Source organism: Prevotella melaninogenica (assembly GCF_018127925.1).
In the GTDB taxonomy this organism is placed as follows: domain Bacteria; phylum Bacteroidota; class Bacteroidia; order Bacteroidales; family Bacteroidaceae; genus Prevotella; species Prevotella melaninogenica_C.
Genome location: NZ_CP072347.1, coordinates 2,501 through 27,057 on the forward strand (window position 1 = coordinate 2,501; position 24,557 = coordinate 27,057).

Sequence of the window (24,557 nt, forward strand, 5' to 3'; positions counted from 1 at the left end):
ACCTCTTATGGAAATCGTCGCACGCGGCACCTAAATGCCTTTCGGGGAGTACGAGCTATCTCCAAGTTTGATTGGCCTTTCACTCCTACACTCACCTCATCGGGAAGCTTTTCAACGCTTATCCGTGCGGTCCTCCATCCGGTGTTACCCGGACTTCAACCTGGGCAAGTGTAGATCACTTGGTTTCGCGTCTACCCCATCTGACTCGACGCCCTATTCAGGCTCGCTTTCACTGCGGATGCGCGTCTCATGACGCTTATCCTTGCCAGACATGGTAACTCGTAGGTTCATTATGCAAAAGGCACGCCGTCACCGCTTACGCGGCTCCGACCGCTTGTAGGCGCATGGTTTCAGGAACTATTTCACTCTCCTCATCGGAGTGCTTTTCACCTTTCCTTCACAGTACTCGTTCACTATCGGTCTCACGGGAGTATTTAGCCTTACCGGATGGTCCCGGCGGATTCGCGCAGAATTTCACGTGTTCCGCGTTACTCAGGATACCACTACGTCTCGTCATGCTTCGAATACGGGATTATCACCCTCTATGATTGTTCTTTCCAGAACATTCTTCTCACAATCTAAGTACGACAGCGTGGTCCTACAACCCCTGCTAAGCGTTGCCACAAAGCAGGTTTGGGCTATTCCCCGTTCGCTCGCCACTACTAGGGGAATCATTATTTATTTTCTCTTCCTAAAGGTACTAAGATGTTTCAGTTCCCTTCGTTCGCCTCACTACGTCTGTAGTGATAACAGGTCTTCAACCTGCTGGGTTGTCCCATTCGGAAATCCTTGGATCAAAGGTTATTTGCACCTACCCAAGGCTTATCGCAGCTTATCACGTCCTTCATCGCCTCCGTGAGCCAAGGCATCCGCCATGCGCCCTTTCTTACTTTCTTCGCCTTCTCTGTAATTGCTTACAAAGAATGTAGCTCATACTTTCAGCTGTTGTGTGATTCTAAAGAATTTGAAGTTGTTTCTTCAATAATTAGAATGCTAATTCTTCCCATTATAGAAAGAATAGTTCTACATTACAGTCTTGCTTGTGTCAATATGTCAAAGATCTTATGCTGTTGCTCTGTGTATTCTGAGGCAGTGCCTCAGAAGCAGAAGACAGCGAAGTGGAGAATAAGGGCTTGAACCTTTATGTGAGCCTTAAACTCTAAACTCCTACATTTATATAATACAGAGTACAGTGAGTACAAGAAGAAAAACGAACCAAAGGTTCTTTTATTTATCTTGATTACCGTTAACTTCTTGACTTGTATACTTACATACTTATCAACTAAATCAACTAATAAGCGAACTCTCCAGAAAGGAGGTGTTCCAGCCGCACCTTCCGGTACGGCTACCTTGTTACGACTTAGCCCCAATCACCAGTTTTGCCCTAGGCCGATCCTTGCGGTCACGGACTTCAGGCACCCCCGGCTTTCATGGCTTGACGGGCGGTGTGTACAAGGCCCGGGAACGTATTCACCGCGCCATGGCTGATGCGCGATTACTAGCGAATCCAGCTTCGTGGGGTCGGGTTGCAGACCCCAGTCCGAACTGGGACCGGCTTTCAAGATTTGATGCAATTTGCATTACACCATCCCTCTGTACCGGCCATTGTAACACGTGTGTAGCCCCGGACGTAAGGGCCGTGCTGATTTGACGTCATCCCCACCTTCCTCACACCTTACGGTGGCAGTGTCTCCAGAGTGCCCAGCACTACCTGATGGCAACTGAAGAGAGGGGTTGCGCTCGTTATGGCACTTAAGCCGACACCTCACGGCACGAGCTGACGACAACCATGCAGCACCTTCACAGAGACCCCGAAGGGCGTCATTATCTCTAAATCCTTCCTCTGCAATTCAAGCCCGGGTAAGGTTCCTCGCGTATCATCGAATTAAACCACATGTTCCTCCGCTTGTGCGGGCCCCCGTCAATTCCTTTGAGTTTCACCGTTGCCGGCGTACTCCCCAGGTGGGATGCTTAATGCTTTCGCTTAGCCGCTGATACCAGGTACCAACAGCGGGCATCCATCGTTTACTGTGCGGACTACCAGGGTATCTAATCCTGTTTGATACCCGCACCTTCGAGCTTAAGCGTCAGTTGCGCTCCCGTCAGCTGCCTTCGCAATCGGAGTTCTTCGTCATATCTAAGCATTTCACCGCTACACGACGAATTCCGCCAACGTTGTGCGTACTCAAGGAAACCAGTATGCGCTGCAAGTCAGACGTTGAGCGTCTACATTTCACAACACACTTAATATCCAGCCTACGCTCCCTTTAAACCCAATAAATCCGGATAACGCCTGGACCTTCCGTATTACCGCGGCTGCTGGCACGGAATTAGCCGGTCCTTATTCGTATGGTACCTGCAAATAGGGACACGTCCCTAACTTTATCCCCATACAAAAGCAGTTTACAACCCATAGGGCCGTCATCCTGCACGCTACTTGGCTGGTTCAGACTTCCGTCCATTGACCAATATTCCTCACTGCTGCCTCCCGTAGGAGTTTGGACCGTGTCTCAGTTCCAATGTGGGGGACCTTCCTCTCAGAACCCCTACTGATCGTCGCCTTGGTGGGCCGTTACCCCGCCAACAAGCTAATCAGACGCATCCCCATCCATTACCGATAAATCTTTACTTCAAATCTGATGCCGTCATCGAAGACTATGCGGTATTAGTCTGCCTTTCGGCAGGTTATCCCACAGTAATGGGAAGGTTGGATACGCGTTACTCACCCGTGCGCCGGTCGACGTCCAAAGAGTGCAAGCACTCAATGCCGTTTCCCCTCGACTTGCATGTGTTAAGCCTGTAGCTAGCGTTCATCCTGAGCCAGGATCAAACTCTCCATTGTAAAATATGTTTTGGTGATAAGTGATAGGTGATAAGTGATAATGAATACCATGTTAACCCAAACGCTTCACCGAGTAATCTCTGTTTCAGAACGCTTATCCTAAAAGTATCAAGTAAAAAGCACCTTTTCTTTTGTTCCTTAATTATTTTGAGGCGGTGCCTCAAAAGTAGGGACAACGAATTGATCGGTTCGTTTCTTTTACCCATCCATTTGATATAAAACCAAACAGACGCTTCTTGTACTACTTCTCTGTTTATGTAAATCTTTTCAAAGAACTCTTTCTTTAACCGCTTTAAGCAACTTGCCAGGTGGCTTGTTTTGTAAAGCGAGTGCAAAGGTATAGACTTTTCGTGTAACCTCCAAATGTTTTGAAGGAAAATTTTATCAAAAAAGTGTTTTTTCTTCGTTAGAGAGAAGATAAACCCTATTTCACCTTATTATATATATAAGACCATGATAAAACTTTTTTGTAATCACATCACTATGAGTAATCCCCCTTCAAGGTACTCAACCACTCACAAAAGAGACTTATAACACCCCATTCACTTATTCTTTAAACGATTTTATCAGATGCCAAGCCTCTCTAACCCATAAGACTAAAGAGGAACCAATCAAGATAATTGCCCAATCCTCAACAGATAATCCACCCTTAACGATATTAAAGAACTTTTGCAGAATAGGAAGTTCCACCATCGCAATTTGTCCTATAAAGATAATTGAGATAATAAAGAGCAATCCACGACATCCCTTGAAATGAAGCGCACTCCGTCCAGTTTCAAAAGCACGCGCATTGAACAGATAGAAGAAATGCGTCATTACAAAGATAGTAAAAATCAAAGTCAACTCGTATGGGCTAAGTCCATTAACCTCACCAAGCTGCAAATGAAGAATATCTCTCAATGCAGTAATATCAGCATGTTCGAAGATATAAAGCAATACCAACAGCAGCACAAAGAAGAAACCACCCACACCAATGATATTCCAACCCATAGAACGATTGATAATAAAGGCATTCCTATCACGTGGACAGTCCTTCATCACCTTCTCTGATGGAGGCAAAGAAGCCAACGCCATTGCCGCAAAGGTATCCATAATAAGATTTACCCACAGCATCTGCGTTACTGTCAGCGGAGACTCCGTACCCATAAACGCACCAGCAAGTACGAGGAAACAAGCTGCAACATTGACGGTTAGCTGAAAGAGTAAGAAACGTTGTATATTCTGATAAAGCGAACGTCCCCACATCACAGCCTTCCCAATACTACTAAAAGAGTTATCGATAATCGTAATATCCGAAGCCTCCTTAGCAACAGAAGTACCATCACCCATCGAAAGTCCCACATGTGCCGCTTGTAACGCAGGTGCATCGTTGGTTCCATCTCCCGTAACAGCTACCACCTCATTACAACGTTGCAACGATTCCACAAGACGTTTCTTATCCAACGGACGAGCGCGAGAGATAATCTTCAGATCCTTCACACGCTTATCCAATTCATCATCAGAAAGCGCAGCAAAGTCAGGACCACTTATAATATTCTTATCCGTATCACTACTTGTCCACAAGCCAATTTGTCTACCAATCTCCTTAGCCGTCCTTGCGGTATCTCCAGTTACTATCTTCACGTCAATACCCGCCTTCATACATTCAGCGACAGCCTCAGGCACATCACTTCTCACAGGGTCGCTAATTGCGACAATACCCTGGAACGTTAGATTATCAGCGACAACTCTTCCCTCCTTAAAGACCTCCGCTTTACCATCTACAATCTGATAAGCAAAGCCCAACGTTCGCATAGCCTGCTCTTGATAGTCTTCCAACTGATGCTCAATCTCCTCTTTCGGCACATTGCAATCAGTTTGTTTGCAAAGGCCATAGACAATCTCTGGCGCACCCTTCACATAGAGAATCTGCTTACCTTCTATCAAAGCAGAGTTGACAAGCACTGCCATATACTTCCGTTCTGTGGTAAAAGGAAGCTCATCAATAACCTGCACAGCCTCTCTCAGTTCCTGATAAGAAACCTGATTATCCTTCAACCAAAGAAGTAATGCACCTTCAGTAGGGTTACCCAAAACCTTAAGATTACACGCATCGGTATAATCTATTGAAGCAGTAGAATTGACAGCTATCCCCTCTTTCAACAAACAAGAAGCAAGACCATCATCTAATGCCTGATTAGCTAAAGCATAGAATTGAGTTTGATAAACACGCATCTGGTTCTGTGTCAGCGTACCCGTCTTATCCGTACAGATAACCGTTGTAGCACCCATTGTCTCACAAGCATGCATCTTACGTACAAGATTATTGGTCTTCATCATTCGGCGCATACTATAAGCCAAGCTCAATGTCACAGCCATAGGAAGACCTTCTGGCACTGCAACAACAATCAATGTAACAGCAATCATCATTGTATTCAGCACATGAGAAAGCAATCCTGCCATACTCTTATCGGGCATGAGGCAATCATGAAAAACTATCACACACGCCATCAAAATACAGAAATAAGCAACAGTGCTGATTGTTTTCGAATACCACTTCCAGCCATCAAACTTCCTGATAACAAGCCAAAAGAAGATGATAGTAGGAATGGTTAAAGTACAAACAATAGGACTCCAATGGAAAAACACCATTAATCTACCTACAATGATAAGTCCTGCAAAGACATAACTTAGTTTCGTAATAAGCACACTCAGTCCATCAAGTTGCTCACTAAGAGGTGTTTTAACGCTATCATCAATTTGTGCAGCCTCAAACACCTTACCATTTTCTGTCCTATCGCCTACAGCCTCAACCTGAAAGATACCATGCCCCTCCATTACCTTCGTACCACGTAACACCTGGTTCGTAGCGTATGAAGCATCCTTTTCAAACTCCTCCTCTTTTACCGATTTATAAGCAGGTACGCTCTCTCCATTCAGTGTAGACTCATCAACATGCAATGAGATTGCCTCCAACAACCTACCGTCAGCAGGAATCTCAGCACCTGTATTGATAATAACAATATCGCCAACTACAATATCTTTTTTAGCAACAGTCGTTGTATTTCCATTTCTGATGACCTCCACCTCCTCTTCATCGTTCACTTGATTGAGGATAGCAAACTCTTTATCCGCTTTTAATTCAAAGAAGAAAGCAATCGTCATAGCCAAGAAGATAGCGAGGAATATACCGACTGGTTCGAAGAAAACGGCTGTGCCATCTTCAACATGAAGGCCCCAATACTCCCAACAAGAGATAGCAATAGAGAGAAAACCCGCAATAAGCAGAATAATAATCAGTGGGTCTTCAAACTTTTCCAAGAACTGTTTCCATAGTGGATTCTTCTCTCGGGGCGTTAGCACATTAGCCCCATATTGCTCACGACTCTTCAACACCTCTGTGTCAGTCAATCCTTCATAATGTTTCTTTTGCTTCATAATAATCTTAGCAAGTTTATTTAGATGGACTTAATCCTATCCTACAATTAATAAGTAGATAGCAGTTCCTTTCACTAATTCCTAATCCTTTCATAACTTTATCAACTTTGATATATCTGTTTGCAAAGTTACAAATAATCTGATTATTATCTGCATTTCTGTAACTTACAAATCATAAAATCATGTATTTCTTAATAAAATTCTGAAGTCATTAGTTCTAAACGATACCCACTCTCCTATTCTTTTCCTATCCTTTTAGTATTATTGTCATCCCAATACATATATGTTTTTGCGAAACTTAATCATAATGCTATGAATATTGCATAGAAACTATGGTAAAGATAATAAACTTATGAGGAAGAAAAAATAATGGAGGAAAAACATTATTCAAGCAAAAATATCACGTTAACATAAGCAATAAACTATCATTATTTAACTTAATAAACATTTGCTATCATACCATTTACCAAGAACACCGTAGCCTCAAACTGAAAGACTTTTTCTCAATAGCCATGCCGTTCCTTCTTTATAAAATTTTCCTTCACTTTGAAGGTTTCACGGCAACAACAGAAAACAGCAATGGTATCTCGCCATTCTTTCCTGCGACTTTGAATGTTCCATTCTTTTCAGCAGCCATATTCCCAAATAGGTTGAAAGGTGAGTAATCATACTCCCCGAAAGACTGGACCTGTAAGTCATTATTGAGCAAACCATTCAGCACTACAGCTAACCCATGATTCCACGTAACGGTCTTTTGCCGATTGTCATTTTCCGAATCAGTGTAGGTAGATTCTTCCACAATGTAAGGCTCTTTGCGTGAATAAGCATATCGGACTTGCGAGAATTCTTCATTAAACATCCACAATATGGGATGGAATTCCACGATAACAAACTTTCCACCGTCTTTCAGCGTTTGTGAAATTACTTGTCCCCATTGGATTAAGTCTGGCAACCAATTAACTACACCATAAGATGTGTATACAATGTCGAACTTCTGCCCTTTCAACATAGTAGGCGCATCATAGATATTGCAGCAACAGAATTGTGCATTCAGCCCTAACTCCTCATTCAACGACTTTGCTGTTTGTATAGCCTCTTCCGAGAAATCCACACCAACGATATTAGCTCCCATCTTTGACAGGGAAAGCGTATCCATGCCGAAATGGCATTGAAGATGCAGAATAGACTTTCCTCGAACATCTCCTAATAGAGACAAATCCAAGTCAGGAACAGACTTTACCTTTCTTTTAAACTTGTCCAAGTCGTAAAATGAAGAATACAAATGAATTTTTGTTCTTGCATTCCACGCTTCTTTGTTTATCTTATAATAATCTTCCATCATGTATTTCTTATTTATTACCCTTCTCCCAACGTTGAAACCTATCCATAAAGAAGAATGCAGAAAACACACTTAGTATGGTAAGCACAATACCAATAACTGCCCATAAAACCATTTGTGAGAAGGATAGAACTGTTACTTTTGAGAATTCAACAAAAGAATAGATGCAGTAAGGCAATGTTAGGAGGCTTGTAATGATAACTGGCACATACTTTCGATATACAATCCACTGTACGATATGCATTAACAAGTGAACGGAATATCCTGTCAATGCAGCAAACCACCATTGATATTGACCTGTCCAAACCGAGCAAAACGAAACAACAGAAATAAGTATGAACTCGTGAGCAGTACCAACGGCAAAGGTAGAAGTGGAATAATCAAAAGATCCTTGTCGAGTAAAAAACGATTCTATTTTAGGGAATCGTTTTCTCAATTCTTCCCTATTTCTGTCAATCCAACGCCTAAACATAATAATTTCCTCGTAATCATGAACCATAAACACGAAAGGAAGAAGCATCATTATTAAGTTTATTTTTGCCATAATTTCTCTTTTTATTTATTTCAAACTACCATACTGTTTCTTCCAATCCTCTAAAGTGATTTTAGTAAAATGTTCTGTGCGAACCTCATTTAACAGTGGAACAGGCTTATTATCTTCTGTATGACTGTAAACAAATCCGCATTTCTCTTGTGCTCGTTTCGATTTCTCGTTGCCATCGTAGTACCCACACCAAACTGTAGTTTTCCCTAAATCCTCAAACGCATACCGAAGCAATTCGTTTACGGCTTCGGGTATCAAGCCTTGTCCCCAATAGGGTTCACCAATCCAATAACCTATTTCACACTCATTGTCTGTCATTTGTGCGCTTTTGATTTCACTTCTTGCAGTCATTATTCCAACGCTGCCGACAGCTTCACCAGTTTCTTTCAACACAACTGCATAGGTTTCAGGAGCAGAGAGTACTGTTTTTATAATTTCACGACTGTTCTCTACACTTGTATGTGGTGCCCAACCAGCAATCGGACCAACGTTTGGATTCTGTGCATACTTGTATAATGCTTCAGCATCGCTTTCTTTCCATGCTCTCAATAGCAGGCATTTTGTTTGTAGTTCCATACTTTTTTCTTATCTTCCACGTTTCTTTATTAGCCTTATTATAAGATTTCTATTGTTTGTTTATTGTGTTTTAATATGTACTTTTATTTTCTTTATCGCCCAATCATAATGGCTTGAAGTTGCTGAAACACTATAAGAACCAAGCGTAGAGGTACCCGTCCAATCGAATATGCCCTTGTTAAAGAGTTCGTTGTCAGAGAAAGTTGCAATCAATTCCATTACTTGTTGATGGCTTTCTTTTAACATTGCCTTTGCATCTGATAGCGATGTGTTTTGATGTTTCTTCCAAAACTCCACGTTCATTACTGGATATGTTTTCCAATTATAAGGCTCAGGAAGAAAAGATTCGCATTCTCCCTCACGATTGGAGTTTATCCAATTCAGTAACAACTGATGCCATTCATACAGATGAATAAGTACATCGCGCAGATTTTTGTCCCTGCTCCAATGTGCTTCTTTGCCCATTGCAGCCATTTTTTCTGCAAAGGTTGCTGTCTGTAGCTCTTCGCTCATACTGTCTATGAGCTTCCACATCTTCTCAAATTGTCCATTAGCAGATGTTATTAAATCCACTTTTGTTGTTGCTCGTGCCATTGTTTTTTTTATATTTTATCAGTTGAAATAACTCTGAATGTACAAGAGTTAACGGTGATACGGATATGTTCTGTATCATTAGTTATATAATAGTTCTTTCCTTTTTTCAGGAAATGATTCGTATCTGTATGCATGATAATGTCTGAAATAAAACTTTCTATTTCTTGTGGCGATAGATAAAGTCCGAGCTTTCGGTTTATTCTGTCATACACAAATTTTGTATAACAGAGCTTTTCTATGATGGTTGCTTTCAGCGAATCGTCTATGCTTTCATATTCTTGACCATCTCCTTTTTGCGAAAGACTATCGGCAACCTTTTCTTTTAGTTCGGTTTGGCATTGTTTAATGGTCTTTCCTGCTGTGTCAATGATGATGCGGTTTTTGTGCCACTCGTGATATTCTCGGTTTTCGATGTCGTCCCACACAGGGAGATTCATATTTGCTACTTCTGTACTTCTCTGTTCTGCACGCTTTTTGTGTTCTTTCTTATCCGAACATATAACCTCAATATTTACAAAACGACAGTTGTTATTAACAGCAACCTCTTCCCATTCTTGCCTTGTCAGTTCAATAGGGTTACAACAATCAGCCACGACATTGTTGCCCAATTGCAAATTGTCGGCTGCCATACGATATGCCAACCGATAGCCTTCTCCCTCAACATTGATACGACACAAGTCTTTCAAACCTTGTTCAATGGTATCAATGCGCAGATAAACAGCTCCAAACTCTTTTACTAAAAATCTTGCAAGTGTGGATTTGCCAACTGCTGGTAGCCCAGAGAAAATAAAAAGAATGGCTTTGCCCATTGTAATATTCATTTTAGCAGCTTGGCTGCAAGTTTGTAAGTAAACGAAATTCGAGGATTGGATAAATCCCATCGTTCCACTTCCTGCCACACCAATTCTGCGTGCTTCTTGCTTATATCTCTTAAAGCATTTCCTACGGATTTCCGAAGATATTCGCTTTCGTATGCCTTATGCTTAGCAATGAGAGCAATAGCCACCGATGGATTTTCTTTGAAATACGGGCGACTTGTCCAAATCCTCAGTCCCTCAGTTACAGCACGGATAACATTTGGATTATCGTCTGTTATCCATTCTTCTATGAGAGGTAAAGAAACTTCATACCCTCTATGTCGGCAAACCTCATCGAAAGCCTTTGCAAGCATTTCCTGCACTCGCCAATTCTCATCAGTGCTTACTCGCTCTTTCAGAAAACGAAGTGCGTTATTATCTTCTGTTGCCAATCTGCCTAAAATCGTTGTTGCCAACATTCGGGCTTGATAGGCTTCGCGCTTTAACAATTCAAGAGCAAATTCAAAGCACTGTTCCTTTGAGTATGTCGAAAGGATTCCATCAGCACCATCAATAATATGCTGAAAACCATGTTCTATTAACAGTATTTTGTTCAAGACATTATCTATCCCCATTGTTATAAACCCTTTCTAAGATAAATCATATCTACAAGTTATATATACCCTTCGAAAATTAGAAGGTCATATTTGTCCGTGAAAAATGATCTATCCAATGAAACTATGGCAAAGATAATAAATTATGAGGAAGAAAAGAAATGATAGAAGGGGAAACATTAATCAGCCAAAAACATCACATTAATTTAAGCAATAAATTACCATTATTTAACTTAACATGGTCACATTTGTTATCTTACTATTTACCAATAACTCAGTATCTTTGCATTAGAAATAATAAAAATCAGTAACAAAGTTATGGCAAATAAGATGAAAGACTTTCTCCCAGCAATTGAGATGGAGAAAATGCAGGCAATGCTTGAGCTTGAAGAAAAGTATGAAACAGGACAGCTCTCATTAGAAGAGGCACGCGAAGTGATGAAGACAAAGGTAGGAAAGATTCGCCCTTATCACCTTGCCTTCATCGAACAGAATATGAAGTCGCGTGAGGACGACGAGTGTATCCGTGCAGACATGCGCAAGATTATTGAACTCGTTGAAGGTTTCATGGACTACAGCCGTCCTGATGTACCAGAGGATCACCCACTCTCACATTATTATAAAGAAAATGACGAGATGCGAAGACTGCTCCTTGCGGTCGAGGATCTTGTACAATATCCTGTCATTAAAAACCAGTGGTTAGAACTCTACGACCAGATTCGTCAGTATCCTATTCACTATCACCGTAAGCAGAATCAGCTCTATCCACTTTTGGAGAAGAAAGGATTCGACCGCCCAACGACAACAATGTGGAACTTTGACGACATCGTTCGTGATGAGATTAAGGATTCACTCCGACTCTTAGAGGCTGGCGAAGATGAAGCTTTCATCACTAAACAAAATGAGCTTATCGCCTATGCACGCGACTTGATGGAAAAGGAGGAGACTATCCTCTACCCTACTTCATACGCCCTTATCTCTGCAGAGGAGTTTGAAGATATGAAGTCGGGCGACCAAGAGATTGGTTTTGCCTTCTTCAAAGTAGACACACCATCAACACCCAACACTCAACACTCAACACCTCAAAAGGGCTTTGCAGAAGACCTGCAGGCATTGCTCAGCAAGTATGGCTACTCTGCAGGACCACAGCAGGAGTTGGATGTGGCAACAGGTAAGCTGACCTTAGAGCAGATAAACCTTATCTATAAGCATCTGCCAGTAGACATCTCATTCGTGGACGAGAACGAATTGGTGAAGTTCTATTCAGATACCGACCATCGTATCTTCCCAAGATCGAAGAATGTTATCGGGCGACAGGTGTCTAACTGCCACCCACGTAAGAGTGTACACATCGTTGAGGAAATCGTAGAGAAATTCCGTAGTGGCGAACAAGATAAAGCCGAGTTCTGGATTAACAAGCCAGAAGTATTTATCTACATCGTTTACTTTGCTGTGCGCGATGCAGAAGGCCGCTTCCGTGGCGTACTCGAAATGATGCAGGACTGTACACATATCCGTGAGTTGACAGGTTCACAGACCTTGCTGACATGGGCTGGAAAAGAAGAGGAAAGTACTGCAAACACTACTCCTTCTGACAATGAGGACGACGAAGCGTCTGCTGCACAATCAGGCGCTCCTATTGAGATAACACCAGACACCCGTCTGAAAGACCTCTTTGCAGCTTATCCTAATCTGAAGAAAGAACTTGCTTCTCGCTATCCATCTTTCAAAATGCTAAACACACCATTGGGTAAGTTGATTCTCAAGAAAGCTACTGTCCGCACCGCTTCAGAGCGTTCAGGATTAGGCGAAGAGAAGTTTATCAATTTACTAAAGGAGTGCATCAAAGACGCCTAAAGTGGGCTTATCACTCATTGTGTAACAGGTTGTTTCTCAATAGAATCTCTTTAGGATGCACATTTCGTGCATCCTTTTTTTATGGTTCTTCCGAAATATGGAGTGATAAAGTAAGCCTATTACATATTAAAAGGCACACAGAGAGGGGGAGAACACGGAGGTGAATGCACAGACAATATCACGGAGGTGCCGAAGGCATAAAGAGCGACAGAGGCGTAGTGTACGTATTGCTGATAACTTTGGTAATAAACATTTTAAGAAATCTTGCAAAGCACTGCTTTGTAATAAAGTAGACAAAAACATTAATAAAACTCGCAAATATCCTCTGTTCCTCCACGCACCAACGGTGCCTCTGTGTCTAACGATTGCTACTATATAAAACCTCCGTGTTCTCCATTTCTCTGTGTGACCTTTTTTCAAAGTTTTAATCTCAAAAGGTATCACTCCAAATTGCTGAATGCCCTAAAATATTACTATGACAAACACAAAAAAGTTCGCGAACAAATTCAAAAAAGTTCGCGAACTTTTTTGAATTTGTTCGCGAACTTTACATTGAATATCTTAGACTGACGAATTGTGCCTTTATTAATCCGCAGGAACAGGACCAGGATTTTCGTTCTTTTTCTCTGTCTTCTTTTCCGTCTTTGCTTTCTTTTCCCCTGGTGTCACCTGCTCAAAGGTAACATCGTTCAGCGTGAAATACTTACGAGAGGCAAGAAGTTTCACAACAGGCTTCTCAATGTGCTGCTGCGCACGAAACTGTTCGCCTTTCAAGACTGCCTTACTCTTAAACAAAGGAGTTGCTCTTTTAAGAAGAACTGGATTGGTTTATTTGCCATATCATCTTTAAGGTGGTCTCTCTTTGTGACAACTCCGTAGGCTCGAAACCTTTTAGCCCACGGAGCGTTTGTTAATAATATTATTGCTTGCTATAATATCCTCATTGACTATAACATTTTAGAAATGAATGAAAGCGCGTACCTTTGCTCTTACATCCGTTACTTGATTCCACATTTGTTGCCCACTTCGATATTGGATATAATATATACTCGGATAGCTTGTACCATCATTTCCACTCCAACCTAAACTAGGGCTAATGGTAATTAGGTCTGGGGAGACAGTTCCTGAGCTATTTTCAAAGGAACTAGTAAAATAATCCATGAAAGCACCATAACTATTAGAATTTTGACCTCCGACAAGTACACCATTATTGCTGTAATGGGCAGTGAGTGCATAATTTAGAATTACTGGGTCAAAACGTCCACCACCTGCTGCACCTTTACCACCATTATAACTCCAACTATTATTAATCTGACCCAAACACATAGCGTCCATAGCGATTCTCCATTCACCTGATGCAGGGAGATACCACTTCTGATTAGCAATAGTACCTGTTAAAGTAACACCTGGATCATAATGAGCGGCATAATAGAAAGCAGGGAAAGCCCATTGATTGTTCCCTTTGGGCTGACCACCAGGTGAGTCAGGCATTGCATTAGTCGTAGGATCCCATGTCCAGTTATATCCGTTCATGTCAGAGACATTGTCAGTAAGTCCTGACCCTAAGCGTAGAAAGTTTGTTGTCATATAAACAGGATTAGAGCCAGGGACACTATAAAGGCTTTGTGTTGTCCATTGACAATCTGTATTCTTCACATTGCCAGTAGAAGGCGACCAAGAACTACCTAAATCTGCTTCTTTCAAAGCAATAGCTACACCAGAGTTCGGTGTTCCGTCATTGTCTTTTACAACAAAGGCTATCGGAGTCTTGCTTCGATTAGCTTTGAGCGTTCCTACAGTGCCATCAGAGAATAGATATTTGAATCCCATATAGACAAGACGAATTTTGAGTTTGTAAGTTGTATTTTCTTTGGTAACAAAACCTGAGAGAGCAGGATCTGTAGAATAAAGATGTGTACTTGGTGCAGCTGTCTTTCCGTAGAGCGTCAGTGAAGGTAAATCTAGACGCATATGGCGAAGTGGAGTTCCAGGAAGGAACCATGTGTAAGTAGTATCTCTGTTGATATAGTGCCACTCCATGTCATTCTTAGAATCTTCAGCAGCAAAATATACTATATCTGTAGAGCTGCCATACATAAAATCCTGCCAAAAATTAGCCGTTAGCGTTTTATTAACAGTCGTAACAGATGTAGCAACAGGGTTATAACCTTTCTCATCAAGTTTTACGCTAGTAGGTACATTGTTGTTAGGTGAAGTGAGCGTTGCACTGACAGCATGCTTTATAGGGAGGAAACTATGTAACTCAAGATATACGCGCGAACCAACATGCTTCATATAGAACGAAATATATTGAGTTTTGCCTGTGACATAAGTATTATCCAAACGTCCTACGTATGCAGTCTTCACATTTGCTTGTGTTACAGAAAGTGTCCCATCAGAATTCTGGCTTAGTTTGTCATTGAAACAAACAAAGTCGTAATTCTGATTTGGATCAAGAATAATACAATCCTTTGAACCTGTAGCAGGCGTAAAGACTCCATAGTTTATATAACCTTTCATCTCACCTTTGAGTGTATTACCTTGAAAAGCACGGATAGTGTAGAAACCATTGCTTAAAGGTTGTGAGGCACGCGTGCGTGGCTTCTTGAAGATAGTATCACTCTTGGCATCAGCCTCAAGAGTCATTTGTGCTTCAATACCATTACCTAAATCTACAGACTTTGTTTGAGGTGCTTCTGCAGCCCCTCTCGTTATGGCTCCATCATCTTCACTGAATGGTGCTTCTGCAAATTTAAGCATTGTTGGTGTTATGACCACCTTGCCGTTAGTACTTTCTCCTGTACTTATGTTATCTTCCTGCTGACAAGCAGCTGCCATAATAAGCAATACGGCGAAAGCAAGCGGTTTTAAAAACGTTTTCAATATTAAATAATTACTTTTCATTCTTGATGTCTTTTTAAATTTATAACTCTCATTCTGTAATTCTAGAACTCTATTGTTCCACTCTCTACATCTTCACGTTTCCAATCTGTATCACTGGCATGAGCATCCCATCTATTCTCCTCGAAATAGGTGTTATTCTTTGGTTCAAAAGAACCTGACACTTTGTGGTAAACGGAAGTGCAGACAGGGCTTTCTGCCTCAACGAAGAATACGCAACACGTTGGTTGTAAATAGTCTTGTTTCCTTGTTTTTTTCATAATCTGCTTTTTAATAGTAAAATTTATCGCTTAAATATTTTATATTTCGGTTTAAATAAAAATACAAAAAAGAACAAAGGAAACTCCTAAAAGTCCTTTGTTTACCTATGATTGTACACGGCGAGCCTCGCGCGCGTACGCAAGAAATTAAAAAGTTGGTTAAGCCTGCTCTACTAGAGAGAGAGAGAGAGAGAGAGAGAGAGAGAGAGAGAGAGAGAGAGAGAGAGTACAAAATTATTTGGAACTACCAAATAATTAGCTAACTTTTTTTCAACTTTCTTACTCTCGTCCATCAATGAATTAGATACAGCAATAGCGTGGCGAACACCTTCGTTGAATGAGGCGCTACGCTTATTAAAATTAAAATTTATTGCTTGTATCATCGTTATTAATCTCGAATTCGGACGCAAAAGTAACAAAAAAGATTAAAATATCAAAGCAAATCAAGAAAAAAATAAAAACAACTATTTATGAAAGCAACAGAAGTCGTAGAAAGATTAAAACAGCGTTTTCCAAATGAGCCAAAGTATATTCAGGCCGTTTCGCAGGTATTAGACACTATCGAGAATGAATATAATAACATCTACTATGAATGTTTGAAAGCATAATAAAAGATTTTAGGTTGTGTGCTCCTACAATGCACCTTTATTTTCAGCATTTTCATCCTAACTTATTAGCATCGATAAGCTACGTGTTAACGCCTGCGCACCAACGGTGTGGAGCGTCCGCACCATTGGTGCGCAGGGTCAACACCATTTTAATAGTGACTTTATGATGAGCATACTAATGAGAGAATCATGTTTGATTAGCGATTTCAGGGAATAGAGAATCTACCTCTTTATATCCTATCCGTATCCTTATAATCCAGTATCGTTACCCCACTTGAAAAGCTATCTTTTACACTTCATTCTTGCAGGGTTCAAAGAAAATACGTACTTTTGCGAACAAGAATCACGTATTATGACAAGAAAAGTATTTCACATATTAAGCTTGGGTTTGATACTTTTTGGTATCACAGCCTGCAAGCAAGAAAAGAAATCAAACGATATTATCACAAAGATATCACCAAAACCAAAGGTGCCGAGCGGACCTCAGCCAATGACCGACTTCAAATATGAGAAGAAGATAGAATGGATGGGTAGTACCTATACGATTCGTATCCACCGCTTTGCAGACAAGTCATTGTCAATCGTCAGTGATGAAGACGGACGTAAATACTACGATAACAAGTTCCAAGTACAGATTCTTCGTCAAGATGGTTCATCTTTTTATGAGCGTACACTTACGAAAGATGATTTCAGAGAATACACTGATAACCAATATGGTAAGGATGGTGCACTGATTGGTTTCATGTTCGACCGTGCAGAGGGTAACAAACTCTACTTTGGTGCAAGTGTGGGTTCACCTGATCCAAAGAGCGATGAGTATGTACCATTGGATGTAACCATTGATAATATGAGCCGCATGCGTATCAACAAGGCTACACAACTTGATACACCAAGCGACCAACCACAACAACAACCAAAGAGTGAGTTGGAGAAGGCTGAGGAAGAGGGGGTGTAAAAAGCCTCCCCCAACCCCTCCGAAAGGAGGGGAGCCCAAATAGATTAAAGTGGGGTACAGTGAAGTTGATAAATAGATAAGGATAAAACTCAAAGGTCAAACCTCAAAGTTCAAAGGTTAAACGCAAATCATAAAGTTCAAAGTTCAAACCTCAAAGTTCAAAGGCTTACCCTTCTCTTACAAAGTCAAGGGCTTCCTTAACTTCATCCTCACTGACAGACTGGTTGATACGGACATCACCAATACCACCTAAGAGCGTGACATTGATTTCATTACCACGATTCTTTTTATCATGATGCATGAACTCAATGAGCTTAGGATAATCATTACACGTAATAGGTAATGTACCATAATACTCACGAATGAAGTTGACCGTCTGGCGCATACGCTCAGTAGGGAAGCCAGTCTTCACAACAGACAGATAAAGCTCTGCTATCAAACCGAAAGCTACTGCATAGCCATGAAGAATTGGATTCTTTTCTAATGACCATGACTCAAACGCATGACCAAAAGTATGTCCAAGATTTAATGCCTTTCTAATACCCTTTTCATGTGGATCTTCCTGAACAATACACTCCTTTACACGCACACTCTTAGCAAGCATTTCGCTCAATTGCTGTAAGTCTGGCTGTGCAAGATTAAAGTTTATCAGCTCTGCCCACATAGCTTCATCAGCTATCAAACCATGTTTCAACATCTCAGCATAACCACTTCTGATGTTTGCCGTATCGAGTGTTTTAAGCCACTCGGTATTAAGGAGGACGACATCAGCCTCACTAAACACACCAATCTCATTCTTTAATCCGCCGAAATTGATACCCGTCTTACCACCCACGCTGGCATCTACCATCGCAAGGAGTGTCGTTGGAATATTAATAAAGTTGATACCACGCTTGAAAGTTGAAGCCGCAAAGCCACCAAGATCGGTCACCATACCACCACCAAGATTGATAAGCAAAGAGTGGCGCGTAGCACCTCCCTGTTGCAATGCTTCCCATACATGAGCTACCGTTTCAAGTGTCTTACTACTGTCAGTCGTACCAATCGTAATTACTTGTGCTCCTTTCAGACAGAAGTCATCCTTGACAAGTTCCCAGCACTTATCACGTGTCGTTTCATCAACGAGTACGAAGATTTTATCTTTCTCACATTCAGAGATGGCTGTAGCCAATTCACACTTGAACTGTTTTGATATAATAATATTCTGTCTCATAAGCTTTCTCCTTTAATATTCAATACAAAAATACGGTTTTTCCTACCACTAACAGACGAAACAGAACCTATATTTCACACTCTTTAATACTGATAACTCAAATATTGCGCACATTGCTTTCCCTATGTGCAATAAATCAAAAGATAAAATATAATCGAATAAAAAGAATACTCTATCATTCATTCCGTCAAACTTTAACACTATTTTAACTTTTAAAGAAGCAAGTTATTTCAACTTTTGATTTTATAAAGCAGATTAGACATAAATTCAAGCAACAACTTAAAAATGAAAATGATTTAGTAAATTTGCAGTATTAACTAAAAAGGAATAAATATGAAAAAGAATCCATTATTTTATATTGTCCTCATCCTTGGAATAGTGTTAGGTACATTCTCTTTGCAATCTTGTTTAAACGATGACGATACTGATTATCCTACCAATATTCCCAATGCACTTGTGACAATCAAGACAAATAGTTCCACAGGACAGGTCTACTTCCAGTTAAATGATGAGACCACAATTCTTCCTACGAACATGAAGACTTCTCCTTATGGTAAAAAGGAACTACGAGCACTTACGAACATCAAAGTTCAGGACGGAAAGACTGAAGGATACTCAAAGAGTGCATATGTAAACCGGCTCGACACTATACTTACCAAGAATATGGCACCAACTCTTGGTAAACAAAACGAAACAGTATATGGAAAAGACCCTGTAGAAATAGTCAAAGACTGGACAACTGTTGTAGAGGACGGATACCTGACTTTACGCTTCAGAACTTACTTCGGTAATGGAAAAACACATGTGGTGAATCTCGTCAAAGGAGATAATCCATATGAAGTTGTACTCCATCATAATGCTTCTGGTGATACAAAGGGTTTGATTCGTGACGGACTTGTAGCATTCAGACTTAGTGATCTTCCTGACACACAAGGGAAAACAGTGGACCTGACATTGAAGTGGCAATCATTCTCAGGCGTAAAAACAGTCAAATTCAAATACAAAAGCCGTAAATAGTATAGAGGAAAATCCACTGCTTGTCAATGGGATTATTTGGGAATAATAGAGAACAGTATATTATAAGCCTTTTTGAAAAAGGTGATGCGCTCGCCATGGATAAACTCTATGGCGAGTATGCTGATTATTTAGCAAAAGTGTGTTCGAGGTATATTGGAAACCAAGAAGATAGACATGATGTTTTACAAGAGGCTTTCATCAGAATATTCACTAAGATACATACTTTTGAATATCGAGGGAAGGGGTCATTAAAGGCTTGGCTCACAAAGATTGTAATCAACGAATCTCTTCACTTTCTCAGGGACAATGACCCGGCTATTTTTATAGACAAGGCAACTGACATACCTGATTGTAGTACTGAGAACCCTGATATTGACAGTATGTCGATAACACAGATAACAGAGACAATACTTAAACTACCACCAGGCTACAGAGCTGTCTTCAACCTATATGTGGTAGAAGGCAAAAGCCACAAGGAGATAGCAGAAATACTCAACATAAAACCAGACACATCTGCATCACAATTCCACAAAGCAAGGAATATGCTTGCAAAGATGCTGAAAGCGCAAAACAAACTGAATTAAAAGTATGAAAGAAGATTGGCTTGACACATTGCGTACACGCATTCAGAATGAATGTGATGTAAAGGCACCAGATGGTCTTCTCAATGATATCAAACAGGAGATGAACCGTCGTGGAGTTACTCCTATACGCTCTACTCGGCAGAAGGCAAGCGTAGTACCTTTGTGGACCTACCGTGCTGTCTCTGCTGCAGCTATAATAGGTATCGGAATTTTTCTAAGTCACTTGCTTTTTGACCACACATCTCTCCCGAAGCAGTGCGCAATGATTATAAACAATAAGATAAAGAACACTCTGCCTTCTCAAACCACAATTACAACTCCAGAGAACTATGTAACAAACTCCGTAAAGCTGGCTATCGCTACCCATCAAAGTATACAGAATCCACTTGTTGACAACAACTTGTCTGGTAATACAGTCTACAATAAAGAAGAAGAAAAAGAAACGACTACAGATAATAATAATGTCACAGAAACTCAAGAAACAACCAATAATACAAGACAAGACAAGATAGAAAATGTTGATAAACAACAGACTACAAAACCACAGTCGTGGGGGAATTCGGAAAGAATCTACGCAACAAATGCGAAGAAGAATGACCCATCATCTCGCTTCTGCATAGGGACTTCCTATAATTATGGTACAGGAACTTCCCATAATTCTGACAAGATTCTATTGCCAGTAGCAAACCCTTATGGTGACTATGACCCAGAATTCTCTGGAAGAAACATACAAGACAGCCCAATAGGTACAAAAGATAGAAGAACGGGGACTAAACACCACCAACCAATAAAGTTAGGTGTTTCCATAAGGTATAATATCAACAATCGATGGAGCATACAGACAGGTCTCAATTACAGCCGACTTGCTTCCGACTTCTCTTATGAAAAGAGAGGAACAGAATATGCCGTAGAACAAAAACTGCAATACGTCGGCATACCTGTAAATGCAAGTTACAGTTTCATCAAGACCAAAAGGTTAAATGTTTATGCGACTACAGGTGCTGAAATAGAGAAACTCGTGAAAGGTGAAGCCAACTTATCTGCCGAAGCCACGTCACAAATAACTCCGACACATACAACTATTAAAGAGGGTAGACCAGTATTCTCAACTGCTCTTTCCATTGGAGGAGAATTCAGAATTAGCAAAGATGTTAGTGCATATATTGAGCCCGGAATAAGCCATCACTTCAATAATGGGAGCAACGTTGAGAATATTTACAAGGACAAGCCTACCAACTTCAATCTTAATATGGGTGTCAGAATCAACTTAAACAAGTAGGAATAAAATAAGACTTAGTTCTAAAGTTTCCTACAAGCACCCATATTCTCATCTTTAAATAAAAATCTATTTGCCTATTAAACTTTTTGAAATTCTTAGCGTCATATATACCATTATGAATTAGAAAAGGTTATTATGGCAAAAAGATTGTTGATTTTCGTTCTACTGCTGACCAGCGCTGTTGTGATGCTGGCACAGAACAGAACCATTACGGGTACGCTTTATGATACGGAACTAAAGGAGAAAGTGCCATTTGCTGTTGTTCAGCTGTTGAAGCAGGACAGCAGTTATGTTATTGGTGCTACATCAGATGAAGCGGGAAACTTTAAGATTACAGCTCCAACAAACGGACGATTCATTTTGAAAGCGTCTTATGTAGGCTACAAGACTATTTTTCAGAACATTACCATTGCCAATGAGCAGGATGTGGCAGTGGGTCAGTTAGACTTCCAAGTAGACTCACGCACTTTGAAAGAGGTGAAAGTTGTAGCAAGTGCTCCGAAAGTTGTCGTAAAAGCCGACACTTTCCAGTACAATGCTTCGGCTTATCGCGTGCCAGAAGGTTCGACAATTGAAGCCCTTGTAAAGAGATTACCTGGTGCGGAAGTGTCGAGTGATGGAACCATTAAGATTAATGGAAAGGAAGTTAAGAAGATACTTGTTGATGGAAAGGAGTTCATGGTGGGCGACACCAAAACCGCTATGAAGAACCTCCCAACCTCTATCGTACAAACTATTAAGGCTTACGATCAAAAGAGTGACTTGAGTCGTGTGACTGGTATCGATGATGGTAACGAGTCTACTGTTCTCGACTTTGGTATCAAAGCGGGAATGAACAAGGGTTTATTCTCTAATATTGACCTCGGTATCGGTACGCATAACCGCTATTCAGAGAAGGCGATGGGCGCTTATTTCAATAATAAGTTCCGTATAATGGGCTTTGCATCAGCCAATAATGTCAACGACATGGGCTTCGGTGGTGGTCCACGTGGCGGTTTCGGTGGCGTAAGACAGGGATTGAATGCGACCAAGATGGTGGGTCTGAACATGAATTATGACAATGGAAACACCCTGCAGTGGGATGGTAGTGTGCGTTGGAACCACTCTAATGGCGACTTAAACACACGTGTATCAAGTGAGAACTTCGTAGCAAGTCAGGGCTCATTTGCCAACCGTCTTTCACAAGAATACACCAGAACGAACTCTTGGGACGGCCGTTTCCGCTTGGAGTGGCGACCTGACTCTGTATGGAATATTATGTTCCGACCAAACTTCAGACTCACTAAGAACGACGGACAGGTGGTTAGTTCTTCTGCTGCCTATAACGCTGACCCATACGAAACAGTGGATGATCCATTGTCAGCAGCCTCTATCGCACAGCTGAAAGCATTGGGAACGATGGTGAATACACAGCGTAATATGACCATAAGCTATGGCAATACAACCGCTTTGGGTGCTATGCTGCAGGTGAATCGCAAGCTCTCAAGCAACGGAAGAAACGTTACTTTGCGCGTAGATGGTAACTATAGTGATTCGGATTCAAAGACCTTCTCAACGCAAGATATTCAGTATTTCCAGTTGCAAGATGCACTCGGAAACGACTCTACTTATCGTGCCTATCGTTACAACCTTATGCCAACAAAGAGTTGGGACTATGCCCTACAGGCAACTTATAGCGAGCCAATAGCCCGCAAGACTTACCTGCAGTTCAGCTATCAATTTAAGTATGGCTTCTCAAAGAGCGACCGTGACACCTACGATCTCTCTACTATGCCATCAGGAACATTCGGTAGTCTGCAACCAGCTTACCGTTCATGGGACAATTATCTCGGACTGCTGACCAATCCTTTGGCAAGCTATCTCGATGATAACTTGAGCCGTTACTCTGAGTATCGCACATATACACACGACATGCAGGTAATGATGCGAATGATTCGTGACAAGTGGAAAATGAACGTGGGTGTGATGCTCCAGCCACAGCATTCTACCTATATGCAGGATTACCTTGGTGTACACGTTGACACAGCACGCACAGTATTCAACTGGGGTCCTACTTTCGACTTCCGTTACAAGTTCAGTGAGCAGAGCAATCTGCGTATCAATTATAAGGGTACGATCACTCAACCTACAATGAGTCAGCTGCTGAGCATCGTCGACAACACTGACCCACAGAATATTTCTATTGGTAACCCTGGTTTGAAACCAGCCTTCACCAATAACTTCCGCTTGTTCTATAACACGTACAAGCAGAGTCATTCACAGGCGCTGATGACCTTTGCGAACTTCTCAACGACACGAAATGCAATTGGCAACAGTGTGACCTACGATGCGATTACAGGTGCTCGTACGATTCAGCCAGTGAACGTAAATGGTAACTGGGATGCTGATGCTGGATTGATGTATAACACAAGTATCGACTCTGCTGGCGTATGGAATCTCCACACCTTTACGCGTGCTAACTTCAATCGTTACGTCAGCTATCTGCAGCTTAACAGAACAAGCAACTTAGAGAAGAATATAACGAAGTCATTGACCTTAGGTGAACGACTTGCTGCCAGCTATCGCACCTCTTGGTTAGAATTGGAGTTAGACGGTTCAGTAGATTATACGAACACGAAGAATAATCTTCAGAGTATGAGCAATCTACGTACATGGCAGTTTGCATACGGTGGTACGTTGAGTCTTAACCTCCCTTGGAACATGAGTATCTCGACCGACCTTCACCAGAACAGTCGTCGTGGATATAGCGATGCTTCATTGAACACCAATGAGTTGCTTTGGAATGCGCAAATTTCACAGAGTATGTTGAAAGGCAATGCACTGACCTTCAGTTTGCAGTTCTATGACATCTTACGTCAGCAGAGCAACCTCTCACGTGTCATCAACTCTATGAGCCGTACAGATACTGAATACAATAGTATTAACAGCTATATCATGCTGCGTGCTACCTACCGTCTGAACCTCTTTGGTGGTAAGAACGCTATGCCTAAACCAAAGGATAGTCCTGACTTCGACCGTAATGGTCCCGGTATGGGTCCACGTGAAGGTGGAAAGAAAGGCTTTGGCGGTGATCGTCCTTCAGGTGGTCCACCAATGGGCGGTGGATTCTAATAAAGCCTCACCCCCAGCCCCTCTCCGAATGGGAAGAAGAAGCCTCACC

The 24,557-nt window shown here is 41.3% G+C and carries 19 protein-coding genes and 2 rRNA genes (1 of these 21 cut by a window edge); 7 read left to right on the forward strand and 14 right to left on the reverse strand.

The features are described 5' to 3' along the window. The 9 genes from J4861_RS00010 to J4861_RS00050 form a co-directional block, all read right to left on the reverse strand. Nucleotides 1-896 (reverse strand): 23S ribosomal RNA (locus J4861_RS00010) (it extends 2,006 nt beyond the left edge of the window). A 415-nt stretch (nucleotides 897-1,311) separates the two neighbouring features. Next, a 16S ribosomal RNA gene (locus J4861_RS00015) occupies nucleotides 1,312-2,842 on the reverse strand. The 16S and 23S rRNA genes sit together here, the layout of an rRNA operon. Nucleotides 2,843-3,388: 546 nt before the next feature. Continuing rightward, entirely contained in the window at nucleotides 3,389-6,259 is a 2,871-nt protein-coding gene (locus J4861_RS00020; protein WP_211816148.1) for a cation-translocating P-type ATPase, read from the reverse strand. Between the two features lie 541 nt (nucleotides 6,260-6,800). Continuing rightward, nucleotides 6,801-7,598 carry a class I SAM-dependent methyltransferase gene (locus tag J4861_RS00025; RefSeq protein WP_211816601.1) on the reverse strand — a complete coding sequence of 266 codons (798 nt, stop codon included), beginning with the start codon at nucleotides 7,596-7,598 and terminating at the stop codon, nucleotides 6,801-6,803. Nucleotides 7,599-7,608: 10 nt separating this feature from the next. After that, on the reverse strand, nucleotides 7,609-8,142 hold the full coding sequence (locus J4861_RS00030) for an HXXEE domain-containing protein (protein WP_211816149.1): 534 nt from the start codon (nucleotides 8,140-8,142) through the stop codon (nucleotides 7,609-7,611). 15 nt (nucleotides 8,143-8,157) lie between these two features. After that, nucleotides 8,158-8,718 (reverse strand): GNAT family N-acetyltransferase, encoded by a 561-nt coding sequence (locus tag J4861_RS00035; protein WP_211816150.1) that lies wholly within the window; start codon nucleotides 8,716-8,718, stop codon nucleotides 8,158-8,160. A gap of 60 nt (nucleotides 8,719-8,778) precedes the next feature. Then, the gene (locus tag J4861_RS00040) at nucleotides 8,779-9,312 is read right to left on the reverse strand and encodes a ClbS/DfsB family four-helix bundle protein (RefSeq protein ID WP_211816151.1); all 534 of its coding nucleotides are present in this window, start codon (nucleotides 9,310-9,312) and stop codon (nucleotides 8,779-8,781) included. 8 nt (nucleotides 9,313-9,320) lie between these two features. Beyond that, entirely contained in the window at nucleotides 9,321-10,133 is an 813-nt protein-coding gene (locus J4861_RS00045; protein WP_249110750.1) for a DUF3781 domain-containing protein, read from the reverse strand. After that, on the reverse strand, nucleotides 10,130-10,744 hold the full coding sequence (locus tag J4861_RS00050; RefSeq protein WP_211816152.1) for a DNA alkylation repair protein: 615 nt from the start codon (nucleotides 10,742-10,744) through the stop codon (nucleotides 10,130-10,132). The genes J4861_RS00045 and J4861_RS00050 overlap by 4 nt, the downstream gene beginning before the upstream one ends. Before the next feature lie 297 nt (nucleotides 10,745-11,041). Here J4861_RS00050 and J4861_RS00055 point away from each other — a divergent pair, with 297 nt between their 5' ends. Beyond that, entirely contained in the window at nucleotides 11,042-12,580 is a 1,539-nt protein-coding gene (locus tag J4861_RS00055) for a DUF438 domain-containing protein (RefSeq protein WP_211816153.1), read from the forward strand. Between the two features lie 585 nt (nucleotides 12,581-13,165). Here J4861_RS00055 and J4861_RS00060 read toward each other — a convergent pair. The 4 genes from J4861_RS00060 to J4861_RS00075 form a co-directional block, all read right to left on the reverse strand. Further along, nucleotides 13,166-13,375 (reverse strand): hypothetical protein, encoded by a 210-nt coding sequence (locus tag J4861_RS00060; protein WP_428842158.1) that lies wholly within the window; start codon nucleotides 13,373-13,375, stop codon nucleotides 13,166-13,168. Between the two features lie 162 nt (nucleotides 13,376-13,537). Continuing rightward, nucleotides 13,538-15,484, reverse strand: a complete 1,947-nt coding sequence (locus J4861_RS00065) for a hypothetical protein (protein ID WP_211816154.1) — start codon at nucleotides 15,482-15,484, stop codon at nucleotides 13,538-13,540. A gap of 41 nt (nucleotides 15,485-15,525) precedes the next feature. Continuing rightward, a complete protein-coding gene (locus tag J4861_RS00070) occupies nucleotides 15,526-15,741 on the reverse strand; it encodes a hypothetical protein (protein WP_211816155.1) in 216 nt (71 codons plus the stop codon). A 173-nt stretch (nucleotides 15,742-15,914) separates the two neighbouring features. Continuing rightward, nucleotides 15,915-16,124, reverse strand: coding sequence for a hypothetical protein (locus J4861_RS00075; protein WP_211816157.1), 210 nt, complete (start codon nucleotides 16,122-16,124; stop codon nucleotides 15,915-15,917). Nucleotides 16,125-16,211: 87 nt separating this feature from the next. Here J4861_RS00075 and J4861_RS00080 point away from each other — a divergent pair, with 87 nt between their 5' ends. Both J4861_RS00080 and J4861_RS00085 read left to right on the forward strand, forming a co-directional pair. Beyond that, on the forward strand, nucleotides 16,212-16,349 hold the full coding sequence (locus J4861_RS00080; protein WP_211816658.1) for a hypothetical protein: 138 nt from the start codon (nucleotides 16,212-16,214) through the stop codon (nucleotides 16,347-16,349). A gap of 352 nt (nucleotides 16,350-16,701) precedes the next feature. Beyond that, on the forward strand, nucleotides 16,702-17,304 hold the full coding sequence (locus J4861_RS00085) for a DUF4738 domain-containing protein (RefSeq protein ID WP_211816159.1): 603 nt from the start codon (nucleotides 16,702-16,704) through the stop codon (nucleotides 17,302-17,304). Nucleotides 17,305-17,470: 166 nt separating this feature from the next. On the opposite strand, the gene aroB is transcribed toward J4861_RS00085, so the two are convergent. Then, complete coding sequence (aroB, locus tag J4861_RS00090) at nucleotides 17,471-18,517, reverse strand: 3-dehydroquinate synthase (RefSeq protein ID WP_211816161.1); 1,047 nt, start codon at nucleotides 18,515-18,517, stop codon at nucleotides 17,471-17,473. A gap of 333 nt (nucleotides 18,518-18,850) precedes the next feature. On the opposite strand from aroB, the gene J4861_RS00095 reads away from it, so the two are divergent. The 4 genes from J4861_RS00095 (at nucleotide 18,851) to J4861_RS00110 (ending at nucleotide 24,508) form a co-directional block, all read left to right on the forward strand. Further along, nucleotides 18,851-19,534: a NigD1/NigD2 family lipoprotein gene (locus J4861_RS00095; RefSeq protein WP_211816163.1), complete on the forward strand. Its 684-nt coding sequence runs from the start codon at nucleotides 18,851-18,853 to the stop codon at nucleotides 19,532-19,534. A gap of 26 nt (nucleotides 19,535-19,560) precedes the next feature. Next, the gene (locus J4861_RS00100; protein WP_211816165.1) at nucleotides 19,561-20,118 is read left to right on the forward strand and encodes an RNA polymerase sigma factor; all 558 of its coding nucleotides are present in this window, start codon (nucleotides 19,561-19,563) and stop codon (nucleotides 20,116-20,118) included. Nucleotides 20,119-20,122: 4 nt separating this feature from the next. Beyond that, nucleotides 20,123-21,397 (forward strand): porin family protein, encoded by a 1,275-nt coding sequence (locus J4861_RS00105; RefSeq protein ID WP_211816167.1) that lies wholly within the window; start codon nucleotides 20,123-20,125, stop codon nucleotides 21,395-21,397. 135 nt (nucleotides 21,398-21,532) lie between these two features. Then, nucleotides 21,533-24,508, forward strand: coding sequence for a TonB-dependent receptor (locus J4861_RS00110; protein ID WP_211816169.1), 2,976 nt, complete (start codon nucleotides 21,533-21,535; stop codon nucleotides 24,506-24,508). Nucleotides 24,509-24,557 lie beyond the last annotated feature (49 nt).

What these genes read in the sequence shown, in the direction of transcription:
- J4861_RS00085 (WP_211816159.1), top strand. Translation starts at nt 16,702, where the DNA reads ATGACAAGAAAAGTATTTCACATATTAAGCTTGGGTTTGATACTTTTT.
- J4861_RS00055 (WP_211816153.1), top strand. Translation starts at nt 11,042, where the DNA reads ATGGCAAATAAGATGAAAGACTTTCTCCCAGCAATTGAGATGGAGAAA.
- J4861_RS00065 (WP_211816154.1), bottom strand. Translation starts at nt 15,484, where the DNA reads ATGAAAAGTAATTATTTAATATTGAAAACGTTTTTAAAACCGCTTGCT.
- J4861_RS00075 (WP_211816157.1), bottom strand. Translation starts at nt 16,124, where the DNA reads ATGATACAAGCAATAAATTTTAATTTTAATAAGCGTAGCGCCTCATTC.
- J4861_RS00095 (WP_211816163.1), top strand. Translation starts at nt 18,851, where the DNA reads ATGAAAAAGAATCCATTATTTTATATTGTCCTCATCCTTGGAATAGTG.
- J4861_RS00025 (WP_211816601.1), bottom strand. Translation starts at nt 7,598, where the DNA reads ATGGAAGATTATTATAAGATAAACAAAGAAGCGTGGAATGCAAGAACA.
- J4861_RS00105 (WP_211816167.1), top strand. Translation starts at nt 20,123, where the DNA reads ATGAAAGAAGATTGGCTTGACACATTGCGTACACGCATTCAGAATGAA.
- J4861_RS00080 (WP_211816658.1), top strand. Translation starts at nt 16,212, where the DNA reads ATGAAAGCAACAGAAGTCGTAGAAAGATTAAAACAGCGTTTTCCAAAT.
- J4861_RS00100 (WP_211816165.1), top strand. Translation starts at nt 19,561, where the DNA reads ATGGGATTATTTGGGAATAATAGAGAACAGTATATTATAAGCCTTTTT.
- J4861_RS00030 (WP_211816149.1), bottom strand. Translation starts at nt 8,142, where the DNA reads ATGGCAAAAATAAACTTAATAATGATGCTTCTTCCTTTCGTGTTTATG.
- aroB (WP_211816161.1), bottom strand. Translation starts at nt 18,517, where the DNA reads ATGAGACAGAATATTATTATATCAAAACAGTTCAAGTGTGAATTGGCT.
- J4861_RS00070 (WP_211816155.1), bottom strand. Translation starts at nt 15,741, where the DNA reads ATGAAAAAAACAAGGAAACAAGACTATTTACAACCAACGTGTTGCGTA.
- J4861_RS00020 (WP_211816148.1), bottom strand. Translation starts at nt 6,259, where the DNA reads ATGAAGCAAAAGAAACATTATGAAGGATTGACTGACACAGAGGTGTTG.
- J4861_RS00040 (WP_211816151.1), bottom strand. Translation starts at nt 9,312, where the DNA reads ATGGCACGAGCAACAACAAAAGTGGATTTAATAACATCTGCTAATGGA.
- J4861_RS00050 (WP_211816152.1), bottom strand. Translation starts at nt 10,744, where the DNA reads ATGGGGATAGATAATGTCTTGAACAAAATACTGTTAATAGAACATGGT.
- J4861_RS00045 (WP_249110750.1), bottom strand. Translation starts at nt 10,133, where the DNA reads ATGAATATTACAATGGGCAAAGCCATTCTTTTTATTTTCTCTGGGCTA.
- J4861_RS00110 (WP_211816169.1), top strand. Translation starts at nt 21,533, where the DNA reads ATGGCAAAAAGATTGTTGATTTTCGTTCTACTGCTGACCAGCGCTGTT.
- J4861_RS00035 (WP_211816150.1), bottom strand. Translation starts at nt 8,718, where the DNA reads ATGGAACTACAAACAAAATGCCTGCTATTGAGAGCATGGAAAGAAAGC.